Origin of the sequence: Bacillus mobilis, assembly GCF_001884045.1 — a bacterium.
In the GTDB taxonomy this organism is placed as follows: Bacteria; Bacillota; Bacilli; order Bacillales; family Bacillaceae_G; genus Bacillus_A; species Bacillus_A mobilis.
In genome coordinates, this window is record NZ_MACF01000086.1 from 20,467 (window position 1) to 46,883 (window position 26,417).

A 26,417-nucleotide genomic window follows, 5' to 3' on the forward strand; every position below is an offset into this window, starting at 1 on the left:
GCACGCCGTTCACCGGCGTGCTTCTAATTACGTAAATCCCCTTTTAACCAATTCCGCGCTCGATAGGCCCCGACAGGAATTTGAATGAGAGACGTTTCATTTCCAGTATCTATCCTGTATAATTGATCACATGAATTTGTATCAAAACTTAGTAATGGATGCCCGCCCATCCCCATCGCGGTCGCTGTAAAAACGAGTTTATGAACGAGTATACCAGCTTCCATTTGGTGAATGCGATATCCTCTATAGCCTAATGCATTTGTATAGTAATCTTTCTTTCCGACCACATGTAGGCAAAGCGGTACTTGAAAAAGATTTACGTTATCCATCGTCATACTGGATTGCAGGGGATAACGAAGGTCTCCATATCGAAGTGGCTGTATAGAATGCGATTTACTGTTATAAGAATAAGCGCCGTTTTCTATATCTTTTACGTTATAAAAACATCCATATAAGGAGACTCGTGCATTTTCATTTACATACTGACCGTCAAGGTCGTTGTAATAAGGGAAGGAGAGGCTCGCTTCTTGTAGTAAAGTAGCGAGCCCTGCTGCATCCCATTTCGTTAAAGTAAAGTCAGCATCAGGGGAATATCGTTCTTTACAAAGTTGTAAGAAATCATACGATAATCGATCTACTTTCGGCAACTGTACAGCGTGCGCATGATGTTGATAGTGCTCTTCATGATGTAGTGTTTGGAAGTGTGCTGTCGATTCAATCATAGAAGCTTCATTTATTTTTGTTATCATAGGATGTTTATCTACTTGCTTTGATCGAACGAAATGTTCATATGCTAACGGCGGAATTTGCTGCAGTAATTCATGAGAAGTAATCGTGTTATTATGATGATCACCATTGTGAAACCAATCATTTTGCGGTTCTGTACTTAAAGGAACAACAGCATACACGCTTTCTTCGCCTTCTGACAGTCCGAGTAAATGATTGATTGCACGGTCTAGAAACTGAAAATATACGCCATTTGTGTAACCAAATTGTTTGGCACATGCAAGTAATTGTCCGATGAGAACACCACTATCTAATCCTTGAAGTCGATATGAAAAGTTATTGTATTTAAAGTAGTTTTTCCAAAACATAGTGGATACGAATGCAGCGCCAAAACAAGACTGTATGTTACAACGATTGCCAAGTGCTTCCGAAAGATAAGAATCAAAATTTCCTTCACGAAGTAAAACAAGTCGGTGGTGCGCAGTGTCGTAATGGTAAATACCGTCTGGATAATCGTCAATCTTTAAATATATATATAATTCATTCGGATATAAAGCGCCGCCTGAAGGGATAGATCTTCGGAATAAAATTTTTTCGCTATTTAGCTGACATAACTGTGTTAAACCAAATGAGTACCAAAGGTAATGACCAATCTCCTTCAAAGTAGGTGTAGTAGAAGAGTTAGGTAAAGATAATGGGATTTCTAAAGGGAGAGGGATGACAGGTACATTTCGATATAATTTATAAGGAAGTGGTGCATCTTCCCAGTCCACTTCATGGTTCGGCATAATTTCGTCTATAGCAAAATGGAGATGATGTAAAAAAGTATCCAGCTGCATAGAATCCCCTCCTTTACTATGGAAACGGGTGCGGATGTGGATTTAATTGTTCATTCGTTAAAGGCTCAGCGCTATATCCAAGTGTCATCGGTACTGTATATACTCTATCTAGTCCTGTAACACGAGTGAGATGGTGACCGAACGTCATCGGTAGCATGCCTGGAACAATGACTTTTACACAATGTAATCCGTTTTTTTCTATAAGAGGTACTGTTTGATCTACAACGATTACTTCAAGTCCAGCTTGTTCTAGACGGTTTAAAAGTTGATGAAGATCGGATGTTAAATCTAGATCAAATGATTGTAACCCGTTCATTTCTTGGAACGTTTGCACCGGTGCATCGTCACGTAAAAGGAAGTGAAGACGTTCTTCCGCTTTTTTCAATCCGTACAGCATACTATGGTCTTCCATTTTATTTACTAGATAAGGATCTTGTAAGCAGTTTTCGTAGTGCTCTCTTTTTTGTTCGAGTTCATCGTCTGTAATTAGTAACATGCCTGCTATTTCATGGATGGCACTCTTTAAAGCGCGGACAGGGTCTAAATGAGAGCCTCCTGCACAAACAACGTTCATTCCATTTTCACGCGTATTTTTCGCAATTACCCATAAGCTTGGGATACCGTGTTCCATCGTTGCGTTAAAAGCATGTAACTCATATCCAGTAATCGTGTACAGCCTTTGAATCATTAATTGTAATTCCGTATCATTTGCTGAACTAAGATCAAGGCGGGGGAGAGGTAATTCCGCATACCAAGTGAGCAAAAAGGCGTCACGCTCTACAATTTCTAAAATGCCGTGAAAAATTGCTTCTTCTAAACTACCACCAATAGCACATCCATTTGATGTTTCATATACGTAAGCATCTCGATGACCGAGGCTATAATAAGCGATTGATTCAGGAATTAAAATCGGCCGGTTTTGTAATAAAGAGTAGCCCCATACCCAGTTTTGTTCGTAGTCAGGGTCAAACGGTTTAAACGGAAAACTATTACGATTATAATGTTCATTTGTATGTACACCGAGTGAGAGGGGATTCAGTGCATGATCCTCTAACTCACGAAAACTGCCGTGTACATTTGTCTTTTTTCCTCGAGGTGACATACCACAATATCGTTCTAAACCTTCTAAAATAGCAGTTGCTTCACTTATTGCAAATGAATGAGTTCGGCCTGCGACACCTTCATTTCCAAACATTAATGGCATGTTTATAATAACGTCAGCAAATGGTAATAAAGAATGCTGCATTTTTCCGTTTAACATACCGACTCGGTAATCTAAATAATCTCTCGTTAAAAATGTGTTTAGTTCATGAATGGAACGACAGCGATACGTTGCTTCGCTTGTTTTTAAGCTCGGTTGTAACGAAATCGTTGCTGCATCTGCTGTATCATCAGGCAAATTGCTACATACAGGGCAGAGCGGATCGGGAAGAAAAGAATGCCGCGTACATTGCAGTGTTTGTAAGTTTAGTAAAATGAGTTCATTTTCTAAAGAAGAATGGTGATGAGTTAATATTTTCTCTGTTTCTGCACGAATAAGATGGCACATTTGTAACATACCATTTTGGGTGGCGCGTACATCACGCCTTGTGACATTATCTGCCTTTAACGCATATTTACGCTGTAGTTCCCACATTTCTTGTTGATCAAAGCCAGCGATAAATCGGCGTCCATCAGAGCAGTTGGAACAGCCAGTTGCAAGAGGATGAATGTAAGGGCCGATAATACCTTCACCAAATGAAGTGAATGCACGTAGCCATGGAATATGATTCGACCGAAACATTAACTCGGCATCATGATGAATAGAAGAAGGAGAGCCATCATGTAGTACGAGAGCGAGATGAATATTTTCAGGGAGTTCTTCTGTAAGGCTATGTTGACGAATGATAGAATATTGTTTGCATAGTTGATCATGTACATAGTTTGCAAGTAAGCCATCTCCTATAAGCAATATATTTTGAGTCATAGACTGTCCTCCTTTGCAATTAATACCCCGTACACACCATCTAAGTTTTCTTTCAAAAATGGTTCAATAGCTAAATCAAACACAAATGGATAAAAATTATGTTCTTCTAAATGTTGCAAGGCAAGCTGTACAGATTGCGTGCTTGGAATTTCTTCTTCTGCTTGTATTTCTAACCTAAAAGAATCCGTGTCATATAAAATAATAGAAGATTCCGGTAAGATATTAGCTCTGTATGGAGTCTCTTCATTTTGGATATGAAGAAGGGATAGTTGTAGTGCGTTTCGTAACGCTAACGTTGTATTAATATTAGATGCGCCGTACCATCGATCATTTATACCGACCCAAACGACTGGAAAGCTCAGAATCTCTTCACTTACTGCTATTTTAGGTGTTTCATGAATTGTAGCGAGAGCATCGTAATAAAATCTACAATGTGTATCATGAATTTCGGTTAAGTCAACCGTCGTAATTTCTTCTAGCATATGTGACTGTCGCTCATACAATTTATTATTTAAATGTTGTTGTAGTGCCCGGTATACACCTTCTGTCATCGTTTCTCCAGCGCCAATACCAATATCATTATGTTCAGGAATAAGGCGGTGCATAATTTCCGCGACATAAGTTTCAATTCCTGCTAAACCAGCTTCTCGGCGTGCTTCATTATGAGTCAAACCACCACAAGTCATAAGAGGTAGGAGGGAAGCAGGACCATCTGATAGTGGAGTAGCTACTTGAATATTGCATTGTGATAACGGTAATTGATATAGATCTTGTTCATCCCATACATGGAATAAACCAGCTTCTTTAGAAGTTAATGAGTCGAAAAAGCGGAATAAATCAGTTGAGGTATGTTGGTTGGACCGATGCTCAAGTTGTTCAGAAAGATTTTCTATCGTATCAATTGTAAAACTTTCATCAGTTGCGAGAGGATGTTTTATAAAAGGGTGCCATGCTCCTTCGAGTGTTTCGTAATTTAATAAAAAGAATTGTGGTTCTTTTTCTCGGTAAGAATCATCAGCGACATGCTTAAGTAATTCAAATACGATTACATTTGCTAACATTGCAGATGGAAGTGGTGAAAATGATGCTGATGAATGTTCATTTTGTAAAGTCGTTTCATGTAGCCGGTGCCATGCGGACTCCCAGCATTCTTCATGATTAGCTGTTACGATAGGACCAGCTATACCAAGTGCTGATAAACATACGGCTGGTATGAAGTTCTTTCCTATTTCTTTACAAATCGTGTGAACTGCTCTTAAACCTTCAATATCTCCATTTTGAGAAACGTACAAAATCCAGTCGAAAGGCTCGAACACTTCATGCAGGGGACGATCAATTGTCGTATCAATTTCTTGAACAAGTACAGTATCATCAACTTCATATGCAAGTTCTACTAGCTCATGAATGCGGTCGTAATTTGTTTCCTCATAATCTGTAACAAGGTAATGAAAGGTAGGTAATCCTGATTCTAATAAAGAAGAAACTAAGGAAGTAAGCATATCTCCAGAACCAATTATAAGGACGTTTGCCCCGCGGTACGTTTCGAATTTTAGAGCACCTGAATGAGAATCAGCTTCTAAAAATTCAATTTGTGAAGCGTATCTATCAAGTAATGCGCTATTTAATTCATGAGGTGCATCTTGACTGACATCCCGAACGAAACCATTTTCATATAAAATCTCTCCGATTTCAAATACACGATTTTGATAGGGGAGAGGGAGACCATCGGTTATTTCTGCTAAAGAGTAATTACCGTCAAACATTGGCATTAATTTTTCAATCCAGTTGTAAATTCCATCACCGTCCATACGAAATGAACTGGCGTTATTTCGAAAATAGACACCCCCGTTTGAGTCGGGGAGGAAGAAAGTATCCTTATTAGCTTTAAGCTTTGCATCAATTGGAAGGTTACTCATTTTAATCCTCCTTACGTTTTAAGCATACATTATTAGCTTATGTTATGAAATTTGTCCCGTATGAACGCAATAAAAAAAGGCTGTAGAATGATTCATTCTACAGCCTGTAATAGATTATTAATCTATCAACCTTCTAATAATAATGATTTTGGATCTTCAAGCATATCTTTAACAGCAACAAGGAAGCTAACTGCTTCTTTACCATCAACAATACGGTGATCGTAAGATAAAGCGATGTACATCATTGGACGGTTTTCCATACGTTCTGCATCAATTGCAACTGGACGTACTTGGATTTTGTGCATTCCTAAAATACCAACTTGTGGGCTGTTTAGGATCGGTGTTGACATTAGAGAACCGAACACACCACCGTTTGTAATTGTGAATGTACCACCTTGTAGTTCTTTTAACGAAAGTTTGTTGTCACGTGCTTTCATACCTAAATTACGAATTTCGCTTTCGATTTCAGCGAAATTTAATTGGTTAGCATCACGTACAACTGGAACAACTAATCCATCTGGAGCTGCTACTGCAATACCGATATCATAGAATTTTTTAATGATAAGCTCGTCGCCTTGAATTTCAGCATTTAATAATGGGAATTGTTTTAATGCTGCAACAACAGCTTTTGTGAAGAATGACATGAAACCAAGACGTACATCATGTTTTTTCTCGAAAGCGTCTTTACGCTCTTTACGTAATTCCATGATTGCAGTCATATCAACTTCGTTAAATGTTGTTAACATTGCAGATGTTTGTTGAACTTCTACAAGGCGTTTTGCAATTGTTTGACGGCGGCGGGACATTTTCACGCGCTCAACTGGTTTTTCAAATTCCGTTTTTGCAACTGGAGCAGGAGCTGGACTTTTTGGAGCAGCTGGTGCTTCTTTTGGTGCTGCAGCATGAGCTTGTACATCGTGTGGTCTCACACGTCCAAGTGGATCTGTGCTACGTACGTCATTTAAGTCGATTCCTAATTCACGAGCCATTTTTCTAGCAGCTGGTGATGCGATAGGACGGTTCGTATTTGGTAAACCTTGTAAAGTTGCAGCTTGCTCAGCATTTGGAGCCGCAGCTTTCGGTGCTTCAGTTGTTTCTTGTTTTGGTTGCTCAGCCACTGGTGCAGGTGTACTTACTGCAACTGGTGCTCCGTTTGCATCTAAAATTGCGATAGTTGCGCCAACTTCAACTGTATCCCCAGGTTCGCCTAGTAACTTCGATACAATACCTGAATCTTCTGCAATGATTTCTACATTGACTTTATCAGTTTCAAGCTCAACAACGCTGCCACCTTTCTCAACTTTGTCGCCTACGTTGATAAGCCATTGTGAGATAGTTCCTTCAGTAATAGATTCTGCAAGCTCAGGTACTTTAATTTCGATCATTTTAAATGTCCTCCCCTTATTTGCCTAACGGTGTGTTTTTTCTTCTTTTGTTTTCGGTAATCTCCATTTGTTAGCCTGCCCCTGGGCAGATATTCTGCCCGGGGAACAAGCTAGAAACCTTCGTTGTTACTGTTTAGTTGCTGTAAACTTCAATTTCTTGTTTATCTTGACGGAAGTTATACTTCACATCTAAAGCGTGTGCAACAATTAATTCTTGCTCAGCTTTGTGAGCGAATGGATCGCCACCAGATGGGCTAGAGCGATCTGGACGTCCAATGTAACCTGTTTTCACTTTATCTCCAGCAAGTTCGAACAGAATCGGAGCCATGTAATGCCATGCGCCCATATTACGAGGCTCTTCTTGAACCCAAATAATTTCTTCTAAGTTTTTAAAGCGTTTAATAATAGATTGAACTTTCTCAGCAGGGAATGGGTACAGCTGTTCAATACGAACGACATGAACTTCATCTAAGTTGTATTCATGTTTACCAGACTCAATTTCTGCAGCTAAGTCAATCGCCATTTTACCTGTGCTTAAAACAAGACGTTTTACTTTGTTTGGTTTCGTACCAAGGTTTTCTTGTTCTAGAGCAGGTTGGAAACGTCCTTCGCTTAACTGACTAGCAGTTGAAAGCGTAAGTGGGTGACGTAATAAACTCTTCGGCGTCATCAATACTAATGGTCGAACAGCTTCTGTTCCTAAGATAGATGCTTGACGACGTAAAATATGGAAGTATTGTGCTGCGCTCGTTAAGTTTGCAACTGTCCAGTTATTCTCAGCAGCTAACTGTAAGAATCGCTCTGGACGTGCACTAGAGTGCTCTGGTCCTTGACCTTCATAACCGTGTGGTAATAGAAGAACTAAACCAGATTTTTGACCCCATTTTGCTCTTCCAGCTGAAACATATTGATCAAATAATGCTTGCGCAGTATTTGAGAAGTCACCATATTGCGCTTCCCACATAACAAGAGTTTCTGGAGCGAATACGTTATAACCATACTCGTAACCAACAACAGCAGCTTCTGATAACGGACTGTTATGAACAGAGAAGGATGCATTAATGTTTGGTAAGCGATGCAATGGTGAATATGTTTCATTTGTATCAGTATCGTGTAATACGATATGACGGTGTGCGAATGTACCGCGCTGTGAATCTTGACCAGTTAAACGAATTGGCGTACCTTCTTGTAAAATAGAAGCGAATGCTAATGACTCAGCAAGTGCCCATTCAATTTTACCGTTCTCTTCAAGAGCATCTTTACGACGTTCAAGAATTTTCTTCACCTTCGGATATACGTTAAATCCTTCAGGCCAAGATAATAATCCTTCATTAATTGCACGAAGTGAGTCGAGCTCAATACCAGTATCAATTGGTTGAATGCCTTTTGCAACAACATCTGGCACTTTAACATGAATTGTTGCAGCGCTCGTATCAGCTGGTGGTACTTGTGCATAGTCAGATTTTAATTGCTCTTGTATAAACTGTGTAATTGTTTCAACCTCATCTGCATTTAGAACACCAGCAGCTTGTAATTGACCTGCATAAATCGCTCTTACAGTTGGGTGATTTTTAATCTTTTTGTACACTTGTGGTTGCGTAACTGCTGGGTCATCCATTTCGTTATGACCGTAGCGGCGGTAACCAATTAAATCGATTAAGAAGTCTTTTTTGAACAATGTACGATATTGAATCGCAAGGTTAGCAGCAGCAAGACAAGCTTCTGGATCATCAGCGTTCACGTGAACAATCGGAATATCGAAACCTTTTGCAAGGTCACTTGAATATTTCGTAGAACGAGAATCATAGCTATCAGTTGTAAAACCAACTGCATTGTTTGCGATAACATGGATTGTTCCGCCTGTTTGATACGCGTTCAATCTGCTTAAGTTCAATGTTTCAGATACAATACCTTGACCAGGGAATGCAGCATCACCATGAACTAAAATTACGAATGATTTTGAAGTGTCTTGTTCTGGAAGACCAGATTTTTTACGATTCTCTTGAGCCGCACGTGCGAAACCTTCCACAACAGGGTTAACGAACTCAAGGTGACTCGGGTTATTTGCTAATGTAACGCGAGTGCTAACTTCTTCGTTACTAACGACTTGTTCTCTACCTAAATGGTATTTCACGTCGCCAGTCCAGCCAGAGTTAGCCACTGCGCCTTCTATTTTTGCATGTTTGAACTCAGCAAACATGTGACTATATGGTTTTTCTAATACGTGTGCAAGTACGCTTAGACGACCGCGGTGAGCCATACCAATCATGACATCTTCTACGCCGCTTTTAGCACCTTCTAGAACAATTTCATCTAGAACAGGTACAAGCATATCAACGCCCTCGATAGAGAAACGCTTTTGCCCAACGAATGTTTTATGCAAGAATTGCTCGAAACCTTCAACAGCTGTTAAACGTTTTAAAAGAGCAGTTCGTTTTTTATTTGATAGTGGTTGACGCAATGAATTTGATTCCACCATTTGATGCAACCACGCGCGTTCTTCACTATCTTGTATATGAGAAAATTCATAAGCTAAAGATTTTGTATAAACGTCTTTTAATCTATGAATTACATCAAGTGCAGTGTGAATACCTTCTGGTGCATCTTGCCATACTGTTTTCGCTGGAATCGCTTTCAATTCAGCATCGCTCAGTTCGTTCATTGCTTTTTCAAGAAGAGATTGTCCATTTGCAGCATCTTCCATCGGATTGATGTGAGCCAACGTATGCCCGAAAGAACGAATCTGTTCAACAAGCTGAACGACTTTAAGAATTTTTTCAATGTTCCCTGTGTTTTGAGGAGAAAAATGTGTTGCTGTGTTGTCCCCTGTTACGACATCATCTTGAAACGAAGGAGCTCCAAAAATTTCAAAAAGCTCTTGTAATTCCGGATCAACAGAACCTGCTCCAGTTACGTAAAGATCATACTGCTCAATCACATAACCAAGGTTCGGACCGTGGAACTTGGCCCAAGGGTTTGTCGTTGTATTCTTCCTCGTCATTTGTTTAAACCTCCCAATGCATATAATCCTTTTTCCATACAAAAAGGTGCATTTTGCTCTTTTCAATAATTGATGAACCAATAATCAATGTAAATGTTTTCTTTACTCTTATGTTATTACAATAATTTACATAATACCAAACACTATTACTTATCTGTTTTGTAAAAAAACATTCACAATAACTTATCACCCAAGTTAATCTTTCATGTTATAAAGTAATTTTACAGAAAAATGGGGTGGATATATTTGGTATACCTATACAAATAACTAAAATTGTTGCATGTAAATATAAGTATAATAGTTAGAATGTTTTGATAAAAATGAGTTCGAATTATGTATATTGAAATAATAAGCGCTTTCATTGATATTATACAACAATATAACGGAATATAGTATAAAAAATAAAAAATTATGAATTTATCGTAAACTTTATTTAGATAGTGTTAAATATCGAAAGGAAAGTGAAGGATTTCTACAAAAAAAGTTGCTAAACATAAAAAATGCTTCATAAACAGTTAGTTTCTATAAATATGACGAAAAACACCGTAAAACGGGTAACGCATTTCGTGGAATAAAGAGATAAATAAAATATTTTGAAAGGATAAAACAAATAGGGAGATATTAAATTTTAAAAAAAGAGAGGAGGAGATATAGTAACGGTTATTTACAGTGTTCCGCGTTTCATTTCAAAATAGACGTGCTGAAAATGAAAAAGTTTCTTCTATATAAATAGAACGAAAAATAAACGAAATAAATGTAAAGGAAGCTTGACGTAAAGTTTGCTTTACATTTATACTCGGTATAAGGGAGGAGGGAGAAATTTCCTTGGAAAATAAAATGGTCGAATACCGCAAGAAATTTGGACTATCTCAAGAAAAATTGGCTGAGAAACTTGGAGTTTCCAGACAAACCATCATTTCAATTGAAAAGGGAAAATATGATCCATCACTTCCGTTAGCATTTGAAATCGCGAAAACATTTCAGACAACGATAGAACATGTATTTATTTATGGAGGAAAAGAAGGGGAGGAATAGGAATGAATTATTCACAAAAGTACTTCGTAATTATGGGGATTATTTTTCTATTTATGAGTGGATTTATGATACTAACAGGTATAATGACGCATTCTGCACCACCTGAAATAACTTATCCATTGCTTGGGATGATGATTATGAGCTTCTGTCTAAGTTACTTACACCCGCAATTTAAAGAAAAAGATGAACGGATGAAACTCATTCGTTATAAAGGAATGTTCTTCAGCTTTTTTGCGCTAACGGCATATTACCTTCTTTTCTCTATCGGTTTAAATCTACATGTAATTACACTATCTGCGGTTGAACTATTAAACATACTAATGGCACTTACGATGAGTACAGTTTTTATCTCATTTGTTGTTTTATCGAAAAGATATTAAGATGGAAGAGAGAAGGGAAGATTAACATATGCAAATGATGTATGCTTTTGGCATTGGAATTGTATTATTTTTAGCCGTATTCTTATTTATTCGTAAAGACGTTCAAGGTGGGACGTTAACGAAAAGAGGCTTTTATAAAATGATCGGCTGTTTAGTCGTTATGTTTATAGCGATCATTGTAATGATCGTTTTAATAAATCAGTCACTATAGAATGAACCTTACTTGAGTAAGGTTTTTCTTTTTGGTATAAAATCCGAAAATTCCCACAATATCCATTTACTACATATAACGGATATTATATAATTTAATAAAATGATAGTTAGGGAGCATACTATATGAACAAAAAAACTATCTTCTTTTTATTAACATGTCTACTACTTATAGCTAGTATTACTTATATAATATGTAACAAACGCGAACCAGTGCCACCTATGTTAGTATGGGAGGGTCAGGAATACTACGTTACGAATGAACCTGCCGAAGCTGAAAAAGTTGGACAAAGGCTCGGAGAAGTAACTAAGAAAATCGAAACAAGTAAAAAACCTACTAAAAACAGTGAATCAAACATATTGCAAGAAAAAACAGAAGTATTCACAATGGTAGAAGAAGAAAAAGATCCTCACTCACCTTTAATCATAAAGGAACCTTATAGTGACGAATATAGAGTAGCAAGACCGATGTTACAAGTACTATAAAGTGAAAAGGAGACTCGTATGCAACCAGTGACCTCATATCCATGGTCGTTAAGAAAAATGTTTGTTTTTTTCCTTTGCTTCATCCTTCCGCCAATCGGTGCGATATATATTTTGATGAATAGAGAAGCACTACAAAAGAGAGACTTCATTCTATATGTATTATTTGCTGCTATTAATATATCGCTTTGGCTATCGCTTATGATCTTTGATCGGAGTATGTGGATGGTAGCGGGGCATTATGTGCTTGGAGCAGTTGTTATTGTTTTATCGAATATGAATAATAGATAGGCCAGCAATCTTAAAGTTGCTGGTTTTTATTTTGCTATTTATCCCGCTTTAATGGGCAGTAAGACCCCCACCTCAAAATGCAGCGAAAGCAAAGAATTTAGGTGGGGGATCAACTGCCCATAAAAGTCCGATTGGTGAAGGCTAATAATCAGTGGGGGATGAAGAAAACCCCCACTGATTAAAGTTTCACTTTATAATGAAGAAACAAATTTTTAATAGAGAGTAGTGGGCGTTATGAGATGGAAAGAGGGAACATTTGAAAAAATAGAAACGAATGACTCATCTGTTGAGCAACTTATAAACACGTTTAAGGAACAAAACGTAATTGGTGGTGCAATAATAAGCTGTTTTAAAGTGCATAACGAAAATTTTTTCAAAGAAATACCGCATTCGAAAGAGGGACACGAGCACTTCTTTAGAAGAATCTTCAACTCTTTAGATATAATGCATAACTTAGAAGAGTTAAAAATACATACATCAGACAAATATAAGTTTCGTTTTAAAGAGCAGCTGGCAGTCATGCTTGATGGTAGCATTGCCGCTCAAATTTTGTGGGGCGGAGCATATGAAGGCTTTAAGGAACGACCAGTTATCGCAAAGCAACTAGCAGTCAATGTATGCCAATATATGTTCCAAGATCGATACGAAGATATTAAAGTGTTCGAAAGCTATCGCCCTTGGACAGATTGGTTTTACGATGTTGCGTGGGATGCTACTTGGATGGTGTTAGATAGTAAGGAGCGTAAAATGTGGCTCATTTGTGCTACGGATACGGATTGATTGAAGGGGCCTTGCAGGAATGCTGCAAGGTCCCTCTTCTTTTGGGAATGAATAGAAAATGAATCATATAAATGCTATACTAAAAAATGTTTGTAATGTCAGTTTCATACTATTGTATAATGCTGACTGACTAGAAAAGATAAGAGGAGAATGAACGTGAAAAAGATACAAAAATTATTGCTGTTAATGATGGTAATAGGATTAACAGTAGGTGTTTTAGCAGGATGTGCAAATCCGAAAGATACGACAGAAGAATTTTTAACTGCGATACAAAAAGGTGATGTTGAAAAAGCTCGTACATTTGTTGAGAGTGACAAAGAATTTAATAAACTAAATGAAAAAACAGATGATGCTGAAGCAAAAGCAATGCTGAGTGCAATTACGAAAAACTTTAAATTTGAAAAGCCAGAAGAAGTGTCGAAAAAGGATGAGAAAGCAGAAGTGAAAGTGAAAATTACATCTGCTGATCTATCCGTTGCTGTAACAAAAGCAGTGGGAGAAGTTATGCCAATGGCCTTCGCTAGCGCTTTTAGCGAAGACAAAGAGCAATCTGAAAAAGCAATCGAAAAAACGATGACATCAGCAATCGTCAAACACTTATCAGATAAAGATGCAATCATGGCAACTCGCGAAGTTACATTGAACTTAAAGAAAAACAAAGATGGCGACTATAAAATCGTTGCAGATGATAACTTGAAAGAAGTATTGTTTGCTAATGCGAAGTCTTTGGAGAAGATGTTTGGTGGGAAGTAACTAGCTTAGATAAAAAAGAGAAACCATATCACGTAGAAGGTTGATAGGGTTTCTCTTTTTTTATGTTCCCGGAGAGGATTGAACTCACGACCTCCATCTTATCAAGATAAGAAACATATATTTTATGTTTGGAGAAGATCGAGTGGAAAGTTTGTCATATCAAGGATTTATAGGGCATTCTATATTTTTTATGCAAATCCTGTAACGTAGAAAAATGAAATTTCTTGACCAGAATCTTGACAAAATTCTAATTATCTTTATGAACGTAAAGCGATTTCATGTGAAAAGAGAGAATATACAGATTTTAAGCTAAGTATATAAAGGGCTGAAATCTCTAAAATACTTATTAGTATTTTAGAGATTAAGAATTTAGTACAAAATCTTTATATTGGATTAACTATAAAAAACTTAATATAAAAATATTATATTAAACGGTTATTGAGGTTATATGTTAAAATATTCCTAAGAATATAAGTTTGAATGAAAGCAACAGTTTTTTATACGGAAGAGGATATCTTCATAAGGAGGACATAGAAATGAATATTGATTCAAGAGATGTAGAAAAAATGATTAAGTTAGCTAGAGAAGGAAAACAAATTTCGAAAATATGGGAAGAGGATTTTCCACAATATGATTACTGGGATATTTATATGGAGATACACGAGGCTGGGGAAAAAAGTGCACTTGGTACGAGAAAAAAGATTACTTATCGATTAAATAAATTACAAACTGCTACTAAAAGAGAACGAGAAGATATAATTCTAGAGATTCAAGATTTGGTCGAGCATTTATATGTAAGGTATAAAGAAAGTCAGAAAAAGTTACAAGAAATAAGAACTGTAATTGAAAAATAAAAAGAGGATGTAAACCATCCGTATTATAAATATTAGGTTGTTTTATACTTTTAATACATAAAGAGAATAGATATTAATTGAATGAATCTTAAAAAGTTCTGGAGTGAGTTTATATGGGGTTATCGGATGGTAGATGTGATATTTGTGGGAGAGAATTTACAAGTTATTTTCAGGATGAAAAAGGAAAGTGTTATTGTTCTGAAAGGTGTTACGAGAATGCATTACCTAAATGTCTAACATGTAATAATTCGATGGAACAATGGATAGAAACAGAGGGCGGTAAGAAGTACTGCTCGGAGGAATGCTATCAGAAAACATGGAACAAGTGTTCAATATGCAACAAATCAATGAATCAATGGACAGAAGCGGAAGATGGAAAGAAGTATTGTTCTGAAGAATGCTACAAAAAAACATGGAATAGATGTTCAATGTGTAATACACCCATGAAACAATGGACAGAAACAAAGGATGGAAAAAAGTATTGCTCTGAAGTGTGTTATAAAAAAAGTTGGCATAGATGCGTGGTGTGTAGTACACCCATGAAACAATGGACAGAAACAGAGGATGGTAAGAAATACTGTTCCGAGGTGTGTTATGAAACAAGGCTTGATAAATGTAAGACATGTAATAGGCCAATGAAGGAATGGATTATAAGTGAGAATGAAAAGTATTGCTCGGATAAATGTTTCTTAGAATCGTGCCCTATATGTAATGTTTGTGCGAAGCATACAGATAGTTGGATTGAAAGTGAGAAAGGAGAAATATTTTGTTCAGATAAGTGTAGAAACACAACGTTACCCCCTTGTAATATTTGTGGACAACGGATGGAAAAATGGTTAGTTAGCAAAGATAACAAAACATACTGTTCAGAAGAGTGCTACAGTCATACCTTACCCAGATGTATGTATTGTGCTAAACAAATGAAGGAATGGTTAGTCACAAAGGATGGAAGAATTTATTGCTCTGATAATTGTATTTCCGAGAGTAATATTATTATGGAGAAGGTAAATAGATTCTGTAATATGACAGGACTAACAACTAGTGAAGTAGAGAGATTACTTGTTGAGAATAGATGGAATTTAGATGAAGCAATAATAAAGGTGGATAATTATATGGAGTCTTTAAATGGGAAAGTAACCACATCCAAAGTTGTTGTAGATGGTATTAAAAATGCAGGGATTTATGATAAGTTAGCACAAAACCTATCAAGCTATAATACAATGCGTGGTGGTAAAGCCGGATTTAAAGGTTTTGTATTTGAAGATATGCATGCAGCAAGTGCATCACTTAAAGGTAAAACTACAGAGGTTATAGCTAATAATGGTTTAGCTGATTTTAGAATATTAAATACAGATGGTACATATTCACTTGGGCAAGCAAAACTTGGATATAATTCAGGGAACATAGATTGGTCACCTTATAAGGGACAAGAAATAGTGATTGACAAGGGGAACACTAAGTTAATTGAAAGTGCAAGAAAATCTGGGATGAATGTAGTTGAGTCGGATATTAGTAAAGTGGATGCAGAAAGATTAGCACAGACAATGCAGTTTGAAAGTAAGATAACAGGAAAGCCGAATGCACCACTAACAGCTAATTTACATTCATACCATCAAGCTGGAATTAATAGTGTTAAGAATGGAGCGGCATTTGGTGCAGGTTTTAGCATAGGTTCAAATATTGTAGATGTAGCAACAGGTGATAAAAGTATTGGAGAGGCGTCAGTTACAATAGCTAAGGATACAGTCACAGCAGGAGTTGGAAGTTATGTAATAGGGGCAGGAACAGCGGCAGTAGCCAATACTGCAGTTGGTGGAACAGTAATAAGTGGAGCCACAGCAGCAGGAGCTGCGATAGCTGGGACAAGTGTAGGATCAGCAGCAATTGCAGCAGGAACAGCGGTTACAGCCGCAACAAGTGGAGCCGCCGCGGCAGTTGGTGGTGCAATAGCAAGTACAACAGTAGGAGCTACAGTAGTAGGTGGAGCCACAGCAGCGGCAACAGCTTTAGGTGCAACTGCAGTAGGAGCTACTATTGTTGCTGCAGCACCATTAGTAGCAGCAGGAGCTGCAATAGGGGGCGTGTTTAAAATAGGTAAAAAATTGTTTGGGGGGAGATAATTTATTGGGAGAATTAAGTGTATAAGTTGCTAGTATTTAAGGGTATCCAAACGGTTAATTACAGGGGAATATTGTAAAATTTAATTAAGAGGTGAATGCTATTGATAGTAGTTAAAGAAATGAAATACGAAAATATGTTAAGAATGACTAAATATCTTTGTTCAAAGGATTACTATCTAAAGGATAGTGAGGATTTAAGAATTACATTTGAACATTTAGAGTTTATAGAACCAGCAGGAGCATTATTATTTTTGACTACTATGGATAAAATAAGAGGATTGAAGGTTCCTTACGGAATTGAACCAATTAATCATTTAAAAAGGTCAGCGATTTCATATGGTGAAACCATGGGTATATTTCAACAATTAGGTATTTCAGATGCCCCATCGTATACTTCTGGAGCAACTTACATAGCTCCAACAAAAATTAAAATACAAGAGGTTTTTAGGAAATTAGATGATGTAGGCGAATCTATAGAGTCATATTACGAAACAATTTCTGACAAAATTGTTGGTAAAGCTTTGAGGCTAGTAGATTCAGAAGTAGATGAAGGTGTGAGAGATTTATTTATATTTGTAGTAAGAGAAATGATTAGAAATATCTTTGATCACTCCCAATCTCCACATTATTACTACGCTTCACAAGCATATAGAGCAAATAATTCTGTTGAAGTTGTAATTGCAGATGTCGGTGTTGGGTTATTAGCTACTATTCCCTTTGATGTTGAGGAGAGATGGTTTGGAAAAGATACAGACGAAGAGGCGATCAGAAAGGCATTAACTCCGGGAATATCTGCACTATCAAATCACTCATATGCTCCGGAAGATTATAAAAATTCAGGCTATGGTTTAGCGTTAGTAAAAAGAATAATCCAACGTACGGATGGATTATTTAGTATTGCTTCGGGAACTAAATCAATAACATTTACAGCAGAAGAAGAAATAATAAACAATTGTGATATCAATGGAACTATAGTTAGAATGAGATTGCAGTTAGATAAGTTAGAGAGTGTAAGTTTTCAAGAAATATTAGATGAAGCAGAAAATGAGGCTAAGATTAAAGGATTCAAACAAATTCCATCAACTGCTTCAAAAACAATTAAGAGCAAAAAAATATAAACCTTCTTTAGATAAGATATGGTGAACTGTACCATAAATAATCACATAATTATTGTTCTTTGAAGCGTCAAAGAACAACTTAATGTCTTTGACGCTTCTTTATTTAGGTATTCATAAGTTATAATGAGTGTCTTTTTCAATGAGAAAGTCTTGATGTTTCAAGGTTTTCTCGAAATTGTATCAAGTCATCATTCCGTCGCCACTGTGTCAATAAAAATTAGCCCTCTAAAGCTATTGTCAATATCCATAGAATTTATTTGTTTTGCTAAATCAATTTATTGTTGCTTAATAGATAACAAATTAACTTTGCAAATTCATTGTAATCCCTATTAAAAGTATTAAAAGTATTATTTCCACCGATACTACTTATTTCAAAAGCCATATAAACCCTATTATCTTGAAAATTTATTTGATTAAAACTTTCCTTAAAGGTAATAACAATAGATCCAAATTCATTAGTTCTAAGTTTCTCATTGTAATATTCGTTATCTAAAAATATGATCTGTATATAGTTTTCTTCAACTTCCCAATTATCATTTAAGTCTTCAAATATTTCCAATTTTATTTTTTCCATTGAATAGCCATATTTCTTCTGCACTTTTTCTAATTCTAAAATGCGATAAATATTCGTACTTATTTCTTCATAATAGCCGTCTGCTGGAACTACAAAATAATTGATATTTTCAGGTTTTTCAATAGAATTTGAAAGTGTATTTTTGTTCTCAATACGTTCAGATATCTTAGTTGCACTTGCTTTAATTGTATTACCTATTAACGGGATATCTGCACTTCCTTCTATAGCTAATTTAATTGCTGTTGAAAACTCTATTTTTTTCTTTTTCATTTTTACATAGTCTTCATAGGACATCTGCATATTAACAATCGCCTCACTAATCTTAGGTATAAATATTATAAAAATATGTACAAAGTAATAATACAGTAAAAGCCTCCAGTGTAGTCAATTGAAAACGGCTTTAACATTATAGGGCTTGTGTTGTATTAAGCGTTCATATTGCAAAATGAAATAAAGTTACGGGAAGCCCTGATTAATAAGATTTCCCATAGCTTGTTTAACTAACGATACTCGATATTTCTTTAAAATAACGATTTTTGATTAGGTTCTCTTACAAATCTAACACAAGCCTATTTACTTTTATCTAGAATTGTATAATTTTGGTGAAATGAGAGAAAAGCTAAAAGTGGGAACTGACTATGTAGACCATGACTTAGTAATATGTGCATGTCGGGGGAATGTTCTAAGCCCTAGAAACTTGTTGAGAACATTTAAAGGTTTAATTCAAAAAAACGACTTGTCTAATATTCGTTTTCACGGCTTAAGACATACACATGCTACCTCACTTTTACTTGAAGGAATAAATCCAAAGATTGTAGCGGAACGGTTAGGTCATATAAAGTAAGTGTGATACTAGACGCATACTCACACGTGTTACCTAATATGTAAAAAGAAGCAGTAGATGAGTTGAATAAAATATTATTCGGCTAATTCTAAACCTAACAATAGTAACTGCTGTCGCCACTTATCCTGCTGTATCAACTTTTAACAAACTTTAAATCAAAGTAAAAAAAACGCAAATCCTTATATCCACAGGCTTTACGGTCTCTTAAAAACTATGACCCCGGAGAGGCTCGAACTCACGACCTCCACCCTGTCAAGGTGGCGCTCTCCCTGCTGAGCTACGGGATCTTCAAAAATGCGTATGTAACAGCATCTTTAATCTGTATGCTAAAGTAATTATATAAAATTAACTGAAATTTTACAATATTTTATATTAAATTTGAAGGGAAAGTAGTTGGAATGGCGCTAGTCGTGTATTAAGGAATATATAAGTAGAGAATGTAATGAAATGTGAGTTCGAATAAAGTGGTTATATTATTTTTTTCGATACCAATCTAAAGGACCCTCATCACTTAAATCGACAAGAAAAGGGAATAAGAAGTGTAAAGGTAAGCTTATAAGTTCTGGCATAGCGTTTACTGTTTTCTTGGACAGATATTGTCTCCCAAAACAATACGGACAATCTTTTTCAAATGTCACGAGTATTGACCATACATCTTTTATTGTCCACTTCGTTTTACAATACGTACAACGCGCCATAGAGTTCCTCCTCATGTTAAGCTTTCTTCTATTATATTCCATTCCATTCTATTGTACGAAAGTCGTTTGTATTTGGTGTGATGCAATGGAAGTTGTTTTGTTTTTATATGGATCTATTCAGTCATTTATGAGCAATTACATATCGTTTCATATTTTTGCATGGTGATAGATTTTCAGTTTCGATATGCAAACTGGCCAATATATCCTTTTTACAATTTACTTAAAATCATGTATAACAGAGATACAAGATTATTTTACCCCGCATTAACGGGCAGTAAGATCCCACCTCAAAACTCAGCGAAAGCAAAGAAGTTAGGTGTGGGATCAACTGCCCGTAAAAGCCCGATTGGTTCAACTAATAATCCGTGTGGGATGAAGAACCCCCCACGGATTAAAGTTTCACTTTATAAATATTCAGAAGTAGAGGGAGAATTATTGTAATGGTAAGGAAAACGTTCAAGATGCGTGTATCTAAAAATAGAACGATTTCGATTAATGGCTCGATTCTTGATGTGGATGTTACACATGATGAGTTTTTACAAGAGTTTGTTGAGTGGGTCGATTCTAAAGGTTGGTCATTTATGGGGATGACAGATGAGATTACACCTGAGGAAGCTAGTCAAAATTTAATAGATTCATTGATTGATGAGAAGGATAAGAAAGAATAATTCCTTCTTATTTTTTGTTGTATATTTATGTTCTTTATCGTAAAAGTATGATATAGTAAAAAACAGTGAATATTCTTCCAATTTAATACAAATTACATATAGATTGGTAGATTCAGTTTTTAAGCTATGAGAGTATAGTGAAAAGGGAGATTCATATGGTAAATTTTAAGAAAATTTTGGCTTTTATTACCGTTATTTGTTTATTTTTTTTGACACCTATGACGTTACGTGCTGAGACGAATGTTGGAGTGAATCCAGAACAAGTGGCACCACCACCTGCGGAAGGACCGAATGTTTTTAGTCAGTTTGCAACTACGATTGATGCGAAAACAGGAGATGTTTTGTATGACAAAAATGCACATCATCGCGCATTTCCAGCGAGTATGACGAAAGTGTTAACAGCGATTTTACTTATGGAGCATACGAAGCCAGAGGATCAATTTACGTTTTCACAATTAGCATTAGATCAAGAGAAGAGTAATTATCAAATTGAGTTTCAACCTGGTGAGACGATTAATCGTAATACTGCGCTTATGATTTTAATGGTACTGAGTGCGAATGATGTGTCGTATGCGATTGCAGAGCGGATTGGCGGAAGTGTTGAGAATTTCGCTCATATGATGAATGAGAAAGCGAAGCAATTAGGGGCTACAGATAGTCACTTTGTCACACCAAATGGATTGCATGATCCGAATCATTATACAACACCATTTGATATGGCTATGATTACGAGAGGTGTGCAAAAGTATCCTGAAATTTTGCAAGCGATGAATACGAAAAGAACGACAGTTACGACATCTAGACAGACGGTGTCTATTTTTAACAAGTCTACTTATTTTGAAAATCCATATAGCATTGGCGGGAAGACAGGTTTTACAAATGAAGCGCGTAATACACTCGTTTTATTAAATGAGAAGGATGGCAATCGTATTATAAATGTAGTAATGGCTTCTCAAAGACCTGAAATTTATGAAGATTTGAAGCAGATGGCGGACTATTCTTTCGGTCAATTTGTGAAGCAAACTGTACTAGATAAACATAGCTGGCATCAAAAGGCGACGTATTTAAATAAAGATATCGATAGCGAGCTTGAAAAAAGTGCAGAGCTTATGCTTAAGAAAGATGAAGGAAAAAATGTGAGGACGATTTTCCGTGCGGCCTCATTAGATAAAGATTCTTTATATCATAAAGGAATTCATCGTGGTGAAGTAGTTGGGGCAGTTGATATTACGAAAAATAATCAAACAATTGCGACGGTAAATGTTCTTTCTAAAGAAGATGTTACTTTTGCGATGCCTAAAAAAGATACGGTTGAACCTGAAGTAAATGAATCAAATGTGAAAATAATAAGCATTGGGATAGGTGCAGCTGTACTATTTGGAGCCATTTTATTTGTAGTGCTACGCCGCAATACAAAAGAAATGAAATCAGAAGAAAAATAAATTACTAGTTAAAAGGCTGTGATGAGACTTTGTCACAGTCTTTTTTATATATTTAAAATAACTAATAATTGTAAATTTTCTTATTGCATTTATGCATTGTTCGTTATATTATTTAGTTGTGTTCTTGTTAAAGAACGAAAATAGGTATTATATACTTCAAATAATATAAAACAACGGAGAGGGAGAGAAATGATGAAATTCGTTTGGAAGATTATTAGCAACGTTATCTCATTTGTTTTATTTGCATTGATGATTTGCTTAGCTTTTGTAGTTATTTCTTCAAAAGCGAGCGGTGGGGATCCAACGGTGATGGGATATCAATTTAAATCAGTGTTATCAGGATCGATGGAACCGACATTTTTAACAGGATCAATCATTGCGATTGAGCCGACGAAAGATGGTTCTAAATATCAAAAAGGCGATGTTATTACCTTTAAAGAGAAAGATGAAAAAATTATCACTCACCGTATTATCGGTGTGAAAGATACAAATGGAAAAGTAATGTATGAAACAAAAGGGGATAACAACAACGGTGCTGATTTAGAACCAGTACTTGCGGAGAATGTCATTGGGAAATATGCGGATATTACAGTTCCTTATGCAGGGTATGCATTAAATTATGCGAATTCAAAAGCTGGAGCTGCTTTACTTCTTATTATTCCAGGAATCTTTTTGCTAGGCTATTCAGCGATTTCTATTTTTAGTGCGATTCGTAGCATTGACGGAGAAAAGAAAGAGAAAAAAGTAGAACAATCCGTCTAGTTCATTTGGTTATACTTTCCGTTTAGGAAGTTGACAAATATATAAATCAAGGGGATATGGACATGACTTTAAAGAAAAAATTAGGGATGGGTATCGCATCAGCAGTATTAGGAGCAGCATTAGTTGGCGGAGGAACATTTGCATACTTTAGCGATAAAGAAGTGTCAAATAATACATTTGCGTCTGGAACACTTGATTTAGCGCTGAACCCGTCAACAATTGTGAAAGTGGATAATTTAAAACCAGGTGATACAATTGAAAAAGAATTTAAATTAGAGAATAAAGGTACATTAGATATTAAAAAAGTACTATTAACTACAGAGTATGATGTAGAAGATGTGAAGAATGATAATAAGAAAGACTTTGGCGAAGATATTGAAGTAGTTTTCTTGAAAAATATTGATAAAAAAGATGAAGTAATTAAGAGAACGACATTGAAAGATTTGAAGAGTAAAACAGTGACTGCTGCAGAAAATGATTTAGTAAGTTGGTTATGGCCTGAGAAAGGTATTAAAGCAGGAACTAATGATTCATTTAAAGTGAAATTCCACTTTATTAATAAAAATGAGCCTCAAAATGAATTCCAAGGCGACAAGCTTCAATTAAAATGGACGTTTGAAGCACAACAAGGCGATGGAGTGGAGAAAAAATAAGCAGAAAAAGAGACTATCAAAAATGATAGTCTCCTTTTCTGCTAAAAGGGAAATGTAAAAAGAAAGATAATTTCTTATATCATTTTATATTTCACTTTATTATAATAAAGGTATAGTTCTTGATAAAGAACAAGTTGTTCGATAGGAGAGATTAAAATGCTGAAGCCACCTCGCAAATTCAAAAAGATGCTTATATTGCCATGTTTGTGTTCTATTACTTTTTATTTAGGCTCTCAAATGATGACTTATACAGAAGCGGCTTTCGTTCATGAAACGAAAGTAACGGCTACAATTTCGACAGCAAGTATTTTTCCCAAAACAGTTGATCAATTAACAGAACAAGCTAAGCAGCATAAGGAAGTTATTTTGCATGAGTATGAAGAGATGAAATCAAAAGTAACTGTCACCTCCACTCAAGAGTTAGAACAGGTGCTTGTTACGTGGAAGCAAGGGCGTGAGAAAATCGTTGCTGAGAGAGAATTGTTACAAAAAGTATATGTATCAATAGAAGGTCCTTACAATCAAGTGCAAGAAGCGTTAAAAGGAAATAAAAGTGAATCGAATAAGCAAGTATTCTCGTATGTGAATGCTGGTTTTCATATAGTGAAAGAAAACTGTGAGTATGTTGATAAAGAAGCTAATTTACAAGTGATTGATAAACAAATTCAAGATTTTGAGAAGTTACTAGTAGATGAAACAGCAAAACTAGAAGAGAGTAAGAAACAAGAAGAGGCGAAAAAGCTAGAAGAGAAGAAAAAAGAAGAAGCAAAAAAACTAGAAGAGAGTAAGAAGCAAGAAGAAGCGAAAAAGCTAGAGGAGAGTAAGAAGCAAGAAGAAGCGAAAAAACTAGAAGAGAGCAAGAAGCAAGAAGAAGCGAAAAAACTAGAAGAGAGCAAGAAACAAGAGGAAGCGAAAAAGCTAGAAGAGAAGAAACAAGAGGAAGCGAGAAAGCTGGAAGAGAAGAAGAAACAAGAAGAACACAATAATAAAGATAGCAAGTAAAATACAGCAACATTACAGAGCGAATAGAGGATATGCCGAATAGTTGAGAGAGAATTGCGACTCACCTATTCGGCGTGTCCTCTTTATTGTAACAATACACGCCAAAATCTAGCAGATACGAGAAAACTGGTTGGTAGCATGATAGTGAAAATCAATTCATGTTTTTATTTGTTTCTCAACTTTTTTCAGAAAATTTAAAATGATATTGAGAAATAAAAATAACTGAAAATACTAATAAAAAAATGTTGTATTTATATAGTCTTGTTCGTTATAATGAACTTAAGGTTTTTAAAAGAGAACGAATATTAGCTAAGCTAGTATAGTTTTCTTTCTGTCCCTTATTGAAAAATAAAGGGGTAAAAATATAAAAAACAGCTAGGGGGAATTGATTGTGAGTCTGAAAAAGAAATTAGGTATGGGAGTTGCATCAGCGGCACTGGGGTTATCTTTAATTGGTGGAGGTACGTTTGCATACTTTAGCGATAAAGAAGTATCGAATAATACATTTGCAGCTGGGACTTTAGATCTTACATTAGACCCTAAAACGCTTGTAGATATTAAAGATTTAAAACCAGGGGATAAAGTAAAGAAAGAGTTCTTATTAAAGAACAGTGGTTCGTTAGCAATTAAAGATGTACAATTAGCGACAAAGTATACTGTGAATGACTTGAAAAAAGATAACGCCGGTGAAGACTTTGGTCAGCACATTAAGGTGAACTTCATTTGGAATTGGGATAAACAAAGTGAGCCTGTATACTCAACAACATTAGCTGAGTTACAAAAAGAAAATCCAGATGTTTTAGCTAAAGCAATCTTTGCTCCTGAATGGGGAGAAAGTGGTGGTTTAGCAGCTGGTACTGACGATTACTTATGGGTAGAATTTGAATTCGAAGATAATAATGGCGATCAAAATAAATTCCAAGGTGATTCATTGAGCTTAGAATGGACATTCAATGCTCACCAAGGAGAAGGCGAATCAAGAGAATAAATCAAAAAGCGGGGATTCCCCGCTTTTTTTTATAAAGAAAAAAGAAGTGCCGGTTGTAAGCACTTCTTTCTATTTATTATTTATTATCGTGCTTCCATTTTGTAAATTCAAGAAATTCACGAAATTGTTCTTTGGAGACACCTGAGCTCATCGCATCTTTAACGAGTTGTGTCCATTCGGAGTCTAAGTGATTTTCCTTTGTTGTTTCATCATGAAGTAGAGTATCAACTGGAATTTGTAGAACTGCTGCGATTTTTTCAAGAAACTGAATGGAAGGGTTTTTTTGTAAATTTCGTTCTATAGAACTAATGTAAGATTTAGCAACACCAGCTTTTTCGGCAAGTTCAGTTAATGAAATACCTTTTTGTAAGCGAAGGCGTTTTATACGTTCTCCAATCATATTTGCGCACCTTTCTATCAATATGTAGTCGTCTTATGATGTCATTATTATAACATAAACTTCGTTAAAAAGAACAAGCCTATTGAGCCTGACTGGATGGCTTCATACGTTGGAAAAAATGTTCGATATCTTGCAGGGCGATACCAGCGTCTAGAGCTTCAAGTATTAAATCAATCCATTCTTGGTCCAGTGCGTCAGTCTTATCTTTGTACAAATGTAATTCCTCCCTAATTATCGGTCATAACTGCTGCTACAGAATATGTGATAATACAATCGCATTTTGTGTTTTATATAGTGAATTATCAAATATTTTGTAGATAAAACAAAGATAAAATCCCCATTAAATTCCCTCTATGGCGATTATAAAGTTTCTGACAAATATTTTCAATATTTTCAGAAAACATTGTTGAATTGTGATATATTCGTATACTAACTATGAAATTTTTACAAATATATTAAAAAAATTACATAATATAACTAAATATTGAAAAAATATTGAATTTTTAATAAAATTCAATATGTAATACAT

The 26,417-nt window shown here is 35.8% G+C and carries 26 protein-coding genes and 1 tRNA gene; 17 read left to right on the plus strand and 10 right to left on the minus strand.

Going from position 1 to position 26,417, the window contains the following annotated elements; all coding sequences use genetic code 11:
- Nucleotides 1–23: 23 nt before the first annotated feature.
- The 5 genes from BAQ44_RS15110 to odhA form a co-directional block, all read right to left on the minus strand.
- The gene (locus BAQ44_RS15110; protein ID WP_071722184.1) at nucleotides 24–1,565 is read right to left on the minus strand and encodes a SagB family peptide dehydrogenase; all 1,542 of its coding nucleotides are present in this window, start codon (nucleotides 1,563–1,565) and stop codon (nucleotides 24–26) included.
- A gap of 16 nt (nucleotides 1,566–1,581) precedes the next feature.
- Nucleotides 1,582–3,531 (minus strand): TOMM precursor leader peptide-binding protein, encoded by a 1,950-nt coding sequence (locus tag BAQ44_RS15115; protein WP_071722186.1) that lies wholly within the window; start codon nucleotides 3,529–3,531, stop codon nucleotides 1,582–1,584.
- Entirely contained in the window at nucleotides 3,528–5,447 is a 1,920-nt protein-coding gene (locus tag BAQ44_RS15120) for a putative thiazole-containing bacteriocin maturation protein (RefSeq protein ID WP_071722188.1), read from the minus strand. The genes BAQ44_RS15115 and BAQ44_RS15120 overlap by 4 nt, the downstream gene beginning before the upstream one ends.
- A 125-nt stretch (nucleotides 5,448–5,572) precedes the next feature.
- Nucleotides 5,573–6,832, minus strand: coding sequence for a 2-oxoglutarate dehydrogenase complex dihydrolipoyllysine-residue succinyltransferase (gene odhB, locus BAQ44_RS15125; RefSeq protein ID WP_000569925.1), 1,260 nt, complete (start codon nucleotides 6,830–6,832; stop codon nucleotides 5,573–5,575).
- A gap of 133 nt (nucleotides 6,833–6,965) precedes the next feature.
- Nucleotides 6,966–9,833 carry a 2-oxoglutarate dehydrogenase E1 component gene (gene odhA, locus BAQ44_RS15130; protein ID WP_071722190.1) on the minus strand — a complete coding sequence of 956 codons (2,868 nt, stop codon included), beginning with the start codon at nucleotides 9,831–9,833 and terminating at the stop codon, nucleotides 6,966–6,968.
- An 825-nt stretch (nucleotides 9,834–10,658) separates the two neighbouring features.
- Between odhA and BAQ44_RS15135 the strand changes: the two genes are divergently transcribed.
- The 10 genes from BAQ44_RS15135 to BAQ44_RS15180 all read left to right on the plus strand — a co-directional run bounded on the left by BAQ44_RS15135 (nucleotide 10,659) and on the right by BAQ44_RS15180 (nucleotide 17,857).
- The gene (locus BAQ44_RS15135) at nucleotides 10,659–10,868 is read left to right on the plus strand and encodes a helix-turn-helix transcriptional regulator (protein WP_071722192.1); all 210 of its coding nucleotides are present in this window, start codon (nucleotides 10,659–10,661) and stop codon (nucleotides 10,866–10,868) included.
- A 2-nt stretch (nucleotides 10,869–10,870) separates the two neighbouring features.
- Entirely contained in the window at nucleotides 10,871–11,248 is a 378-nt protein-coding gene (locus BAQ44_RS15140) for a permease (protein ID WP_071722194.1), read from the plus strand.
- A 28-nt stretch (nucleotides 11,249–11,276) separates the two neighbouring features.
- On the plus strand, nucleotides 11,277–11,459 hold the full coding sequence (locus BAQ44_RS15145; protein ID WP_064476764.1) for a DUF3976 domain-containing protein: 183 nt from the start codon (nucleotides 11,277–11,279) through the stop codon (nucleotides 11,457–11,459).
- Nucleotides 11,460–11,584: 125 nt separating this feature from the next.
- Nucleotides 11,585–11,944 (plus strand): hypothetical protein, encoded by a 360-nt coding sequence (locus BAQ44_RS15150; protein WP_071722196.1) that lies wholly within the window; start codon nucleotides 11,585–11,587, stop codon nucleotides 11,942–11,944.
- Between the two features lie 18 nt (nucleotides 11,945–11,962).
- The gene (locus BAQ44_RS15155) at nucleotides 11,963–12,232 is read left to right on the plus strand and encodes a hypothetical protein (protein WP_071722197.1); all 270 of its coding nucleotides are present in this window, start codon (nucleotides 11,963–11,965) and stop codon (nucleotides 12,230–12,232) included.
- Nucleotides 12,233–12,466: 234 nt separating this feature from the next.
- The gene (locus BAQ44_RS15160; RefSeq protein ID WP_071722198.1) at nucleotides 12,467–13,012 is read left to right on the plus strand and encodes a hypothetical protein; all 546 of its coding nucleotides are present in this window, start codon (nucleotides 12,467–12,469) and stop codon (nucleotides 13,010–13,012) included.
- A 156-nt stretch (nucleotides 13,013–13,168) separates the two neighbouring features.
- Nucleotides 13,169–13,765, plus strand: a complete 597-nt coding sequence (locus tag BAQ44_RS15165) for a hypothetical protein (RefSeq protein ID WP_071722200.1) — start codon at nucleotides 13,169–13,171, stop codon at nucleotides 13,763–13,765.
- Nucleotides 13,766–14,301: 536 nt separating this feature from the next.
- Nucleotides 14,302–14,619 carry a hypothetical protein gene (locus tag BAQ44_RS15170; protein ID WP_249024731.1) on the plus strand — a complete coding sequence of 106 codons (318 nt, stop codon included), beginning with the start codon at nucleotides 14,302–14,304 and terminating at the stop codon, nucleotides 14,617–14,619.
- Between the two features lie 995 nt (nucleotides 14,620–15,614).
- The gene (locus tag BAQ44_RS30855; protein WP_161491758.1) at nucleotides 15,615–16,739 is read left to right on the plus strand and encodes a ubiquitin-associated-like domain-containing protein; all 1,125 of its coding nucleotides are present in this window, start codon (nucleotides 15,615–15,617) and stop codon (nucleotides 16,737–16,739) included.
- A gap of 101 nt (nucleotides 16,740–16,840) precedes the next feature.
- Complete coding sequence (locus tag BAQ44_RS15180; RefSeq protein WP_071722204.1) at nucleotides 16,841–17,857, plus strand: ATP-binding protein; 1,017 nt, start codon at nucleotides 16,841–16,843, stop codon at nucleotides 17,855–17,857.
- A 265-nt stretch (nucleotides 17,858–18,122) separates the two neighbouring features.
- On the opposite strand, the gene BAQ44_RS15185 is transcribed toward BAQ44_RS15180, so the two are convergent.
- Nucleotides 18,123–18,701 (minus strand): hypothetical protein, encoded by a 579-nt coding sequence (locus BAQ44_RS15185; RefSeq protein WP_131801862.1) that lies wholly within the window; start codon nucleotides 18,699–18,701, stop codon nucleotides 18,123–18,125.
- 337 nt (nucleotides 18,702–19,038) lie between these two features.
- Here BAQ44_RS15185 and BAQ44_RS31675 point away from each other — a divergent pair, with 337 nt between their 5' ends.
- Nucleotides 19,039–19,275, plus strand: a complete 237-nt coding sequence (locus tag BAQ44_RS31675; protein WP_071722207.1) for a tyrosine-type recombinase/integrase — start codon at nucleotides 19,039–19,041, stop codon at nucleotides 19,273–19,275.
- A 214-nt stretch (nucleotides 19,276–19,489) separates the two neighbouring features.
- Here the strand turns inward: BAQ44_RS31675 and BAQ44_RS15195 are convergent.
- Nucleotides 19,490–19,562, minus strand: a tRNA-Val gene (locus BAQ44_RS15195).
- Nucleotides 19,563–19,748: 186 nt separating this feature from the next.
- Nucleotides 19,749–19,973, minus strand: coding sequence for a hypothetical protein (locus BAQ44_RS15200; RefSeq protein ID WP_071722208.1), 225 nt, complete (start codon nucleotides 19,971–19,973; stop codon nucleotides 19,749–19,751).
- 440 nt (nucleotides 19,974–20,413) lie between these two features.
- Here BAQ44_RS15200 and BAQ44_RS15210 point away from each other — a divergent pair, with 440 nt between their 5' ends.
- From BAQ44_RS15210 to calY, 6 genes are all read left to right on the plus strand, one after another.
- On the plus strand, nucleotides 20,414–20,641 hold the full coding sequence (locus BAQ44_RS15210; RefSeq protein WP_000251858.1) for a hypothetical protein: 228 nt from the start codon (nucleotides 20,414–20,416) through the stop codon (nucleotides 20,639–20,641).
- Nucleotides 20,642–20,796: 155 nt separating this feature from the next.
- Nucleotides 20,797–22,083, plus strand: a complete 1,287-nt coding sequence (locus BAQ44_RS15215) for a D-alanyl-D-alanine carboxypeptidase family protein (protein WP_071722210.1) — start codon at nucleotides 20,797–20,799, stop codon at nucleotides 22,081–22,083.
- A 192-nt stretch (nucleotides 22,084–22,275) separates the two neighbouring features.
- On the plus strand, nucleotides 22,276–22,845 hold the full coding sequence (gene sipW / locus BAQ44_RS15220; protein WP_071722212.1) for a signal peptidase I SipW: 570 nt from the start codon (nucleotides 22,276–22,278) through the stop codon (nucleotides 22,843–22,845).
- A gap of 62 nt (nucleotides 22,846–22,907) precedes the next feature.
- Nucleotides 22,908–23,498: a TasA family protein gene (locus BAQ44_RS15225; RefSeq protein ID WP_000172848.1), complete on the plus strand. Its 591-nt coding sequence runs from the start codon at nucleotides 22,908–22,910 to the stop codon at nucleotides 23,496–23,498.
- A gap of 156 nt (nucleotides 23,499–23,654) precedes the next feature.
- On the plus strand, nucleotides 23,655–24,500 hold the full coding sequence (locus BAQ44_RS15230) for a DUF4047 domain-containing protein (protein ID WP_071722214.1): 846 nt from the start codon (nucleotides 23,655–23,657) through the stop codon (nucleotides 24,498–24,500).
- A 391-nt stretch (nucleotides 24,501–24,891) separates the two neighbouring features.
- A complete protein-coding gene (calY, locus tag BAQ44_RS15235; RefSeq protein ID WP_071722216.1) occupies nucleotides 24,892–25,488 on the plus strand; it encodes a biofilm matrix protein CalY in 597 nt (198 codons plus the stop codon).
- A gap of 76 nt (nucleotides 25,489–25,564) precedes the next feature.
- On the opposite strand, the gene BAQ44_RS15240 is transcribed toward calY, so the two are convergent.
- Together BAQ44_RS15240 and BAQ44_RS15245 are read right to left on the minus strand one after the other, a co-directional pair.
- Nucleotides 25,565–25,888, minus strand: coding sequence for a helix-turn-helix domain-containing protein (locus BAQ44_RS15240; protein WP_071722219.1), 324 nt, complete (start codon nucleotides 25,886–25,888; stop codon nucleotides 25,565–25,567).
- Nucleotides 25,889–25,967: 79 nt separating this feature from the next.
- Nucleotides 25,968–26,102, minus strand: coding sequence for an anti-repressor SinI family protein (locus tag BAQ44_RS15245; protein ID WP_000276217.1), 135 nt, complete (start codon nucleotides 26,100–26,102; stop codon nucleotides 25,968–25,970).
- Nucleotides 26,103–26,417: the final 315 nt, after the last annotated feature.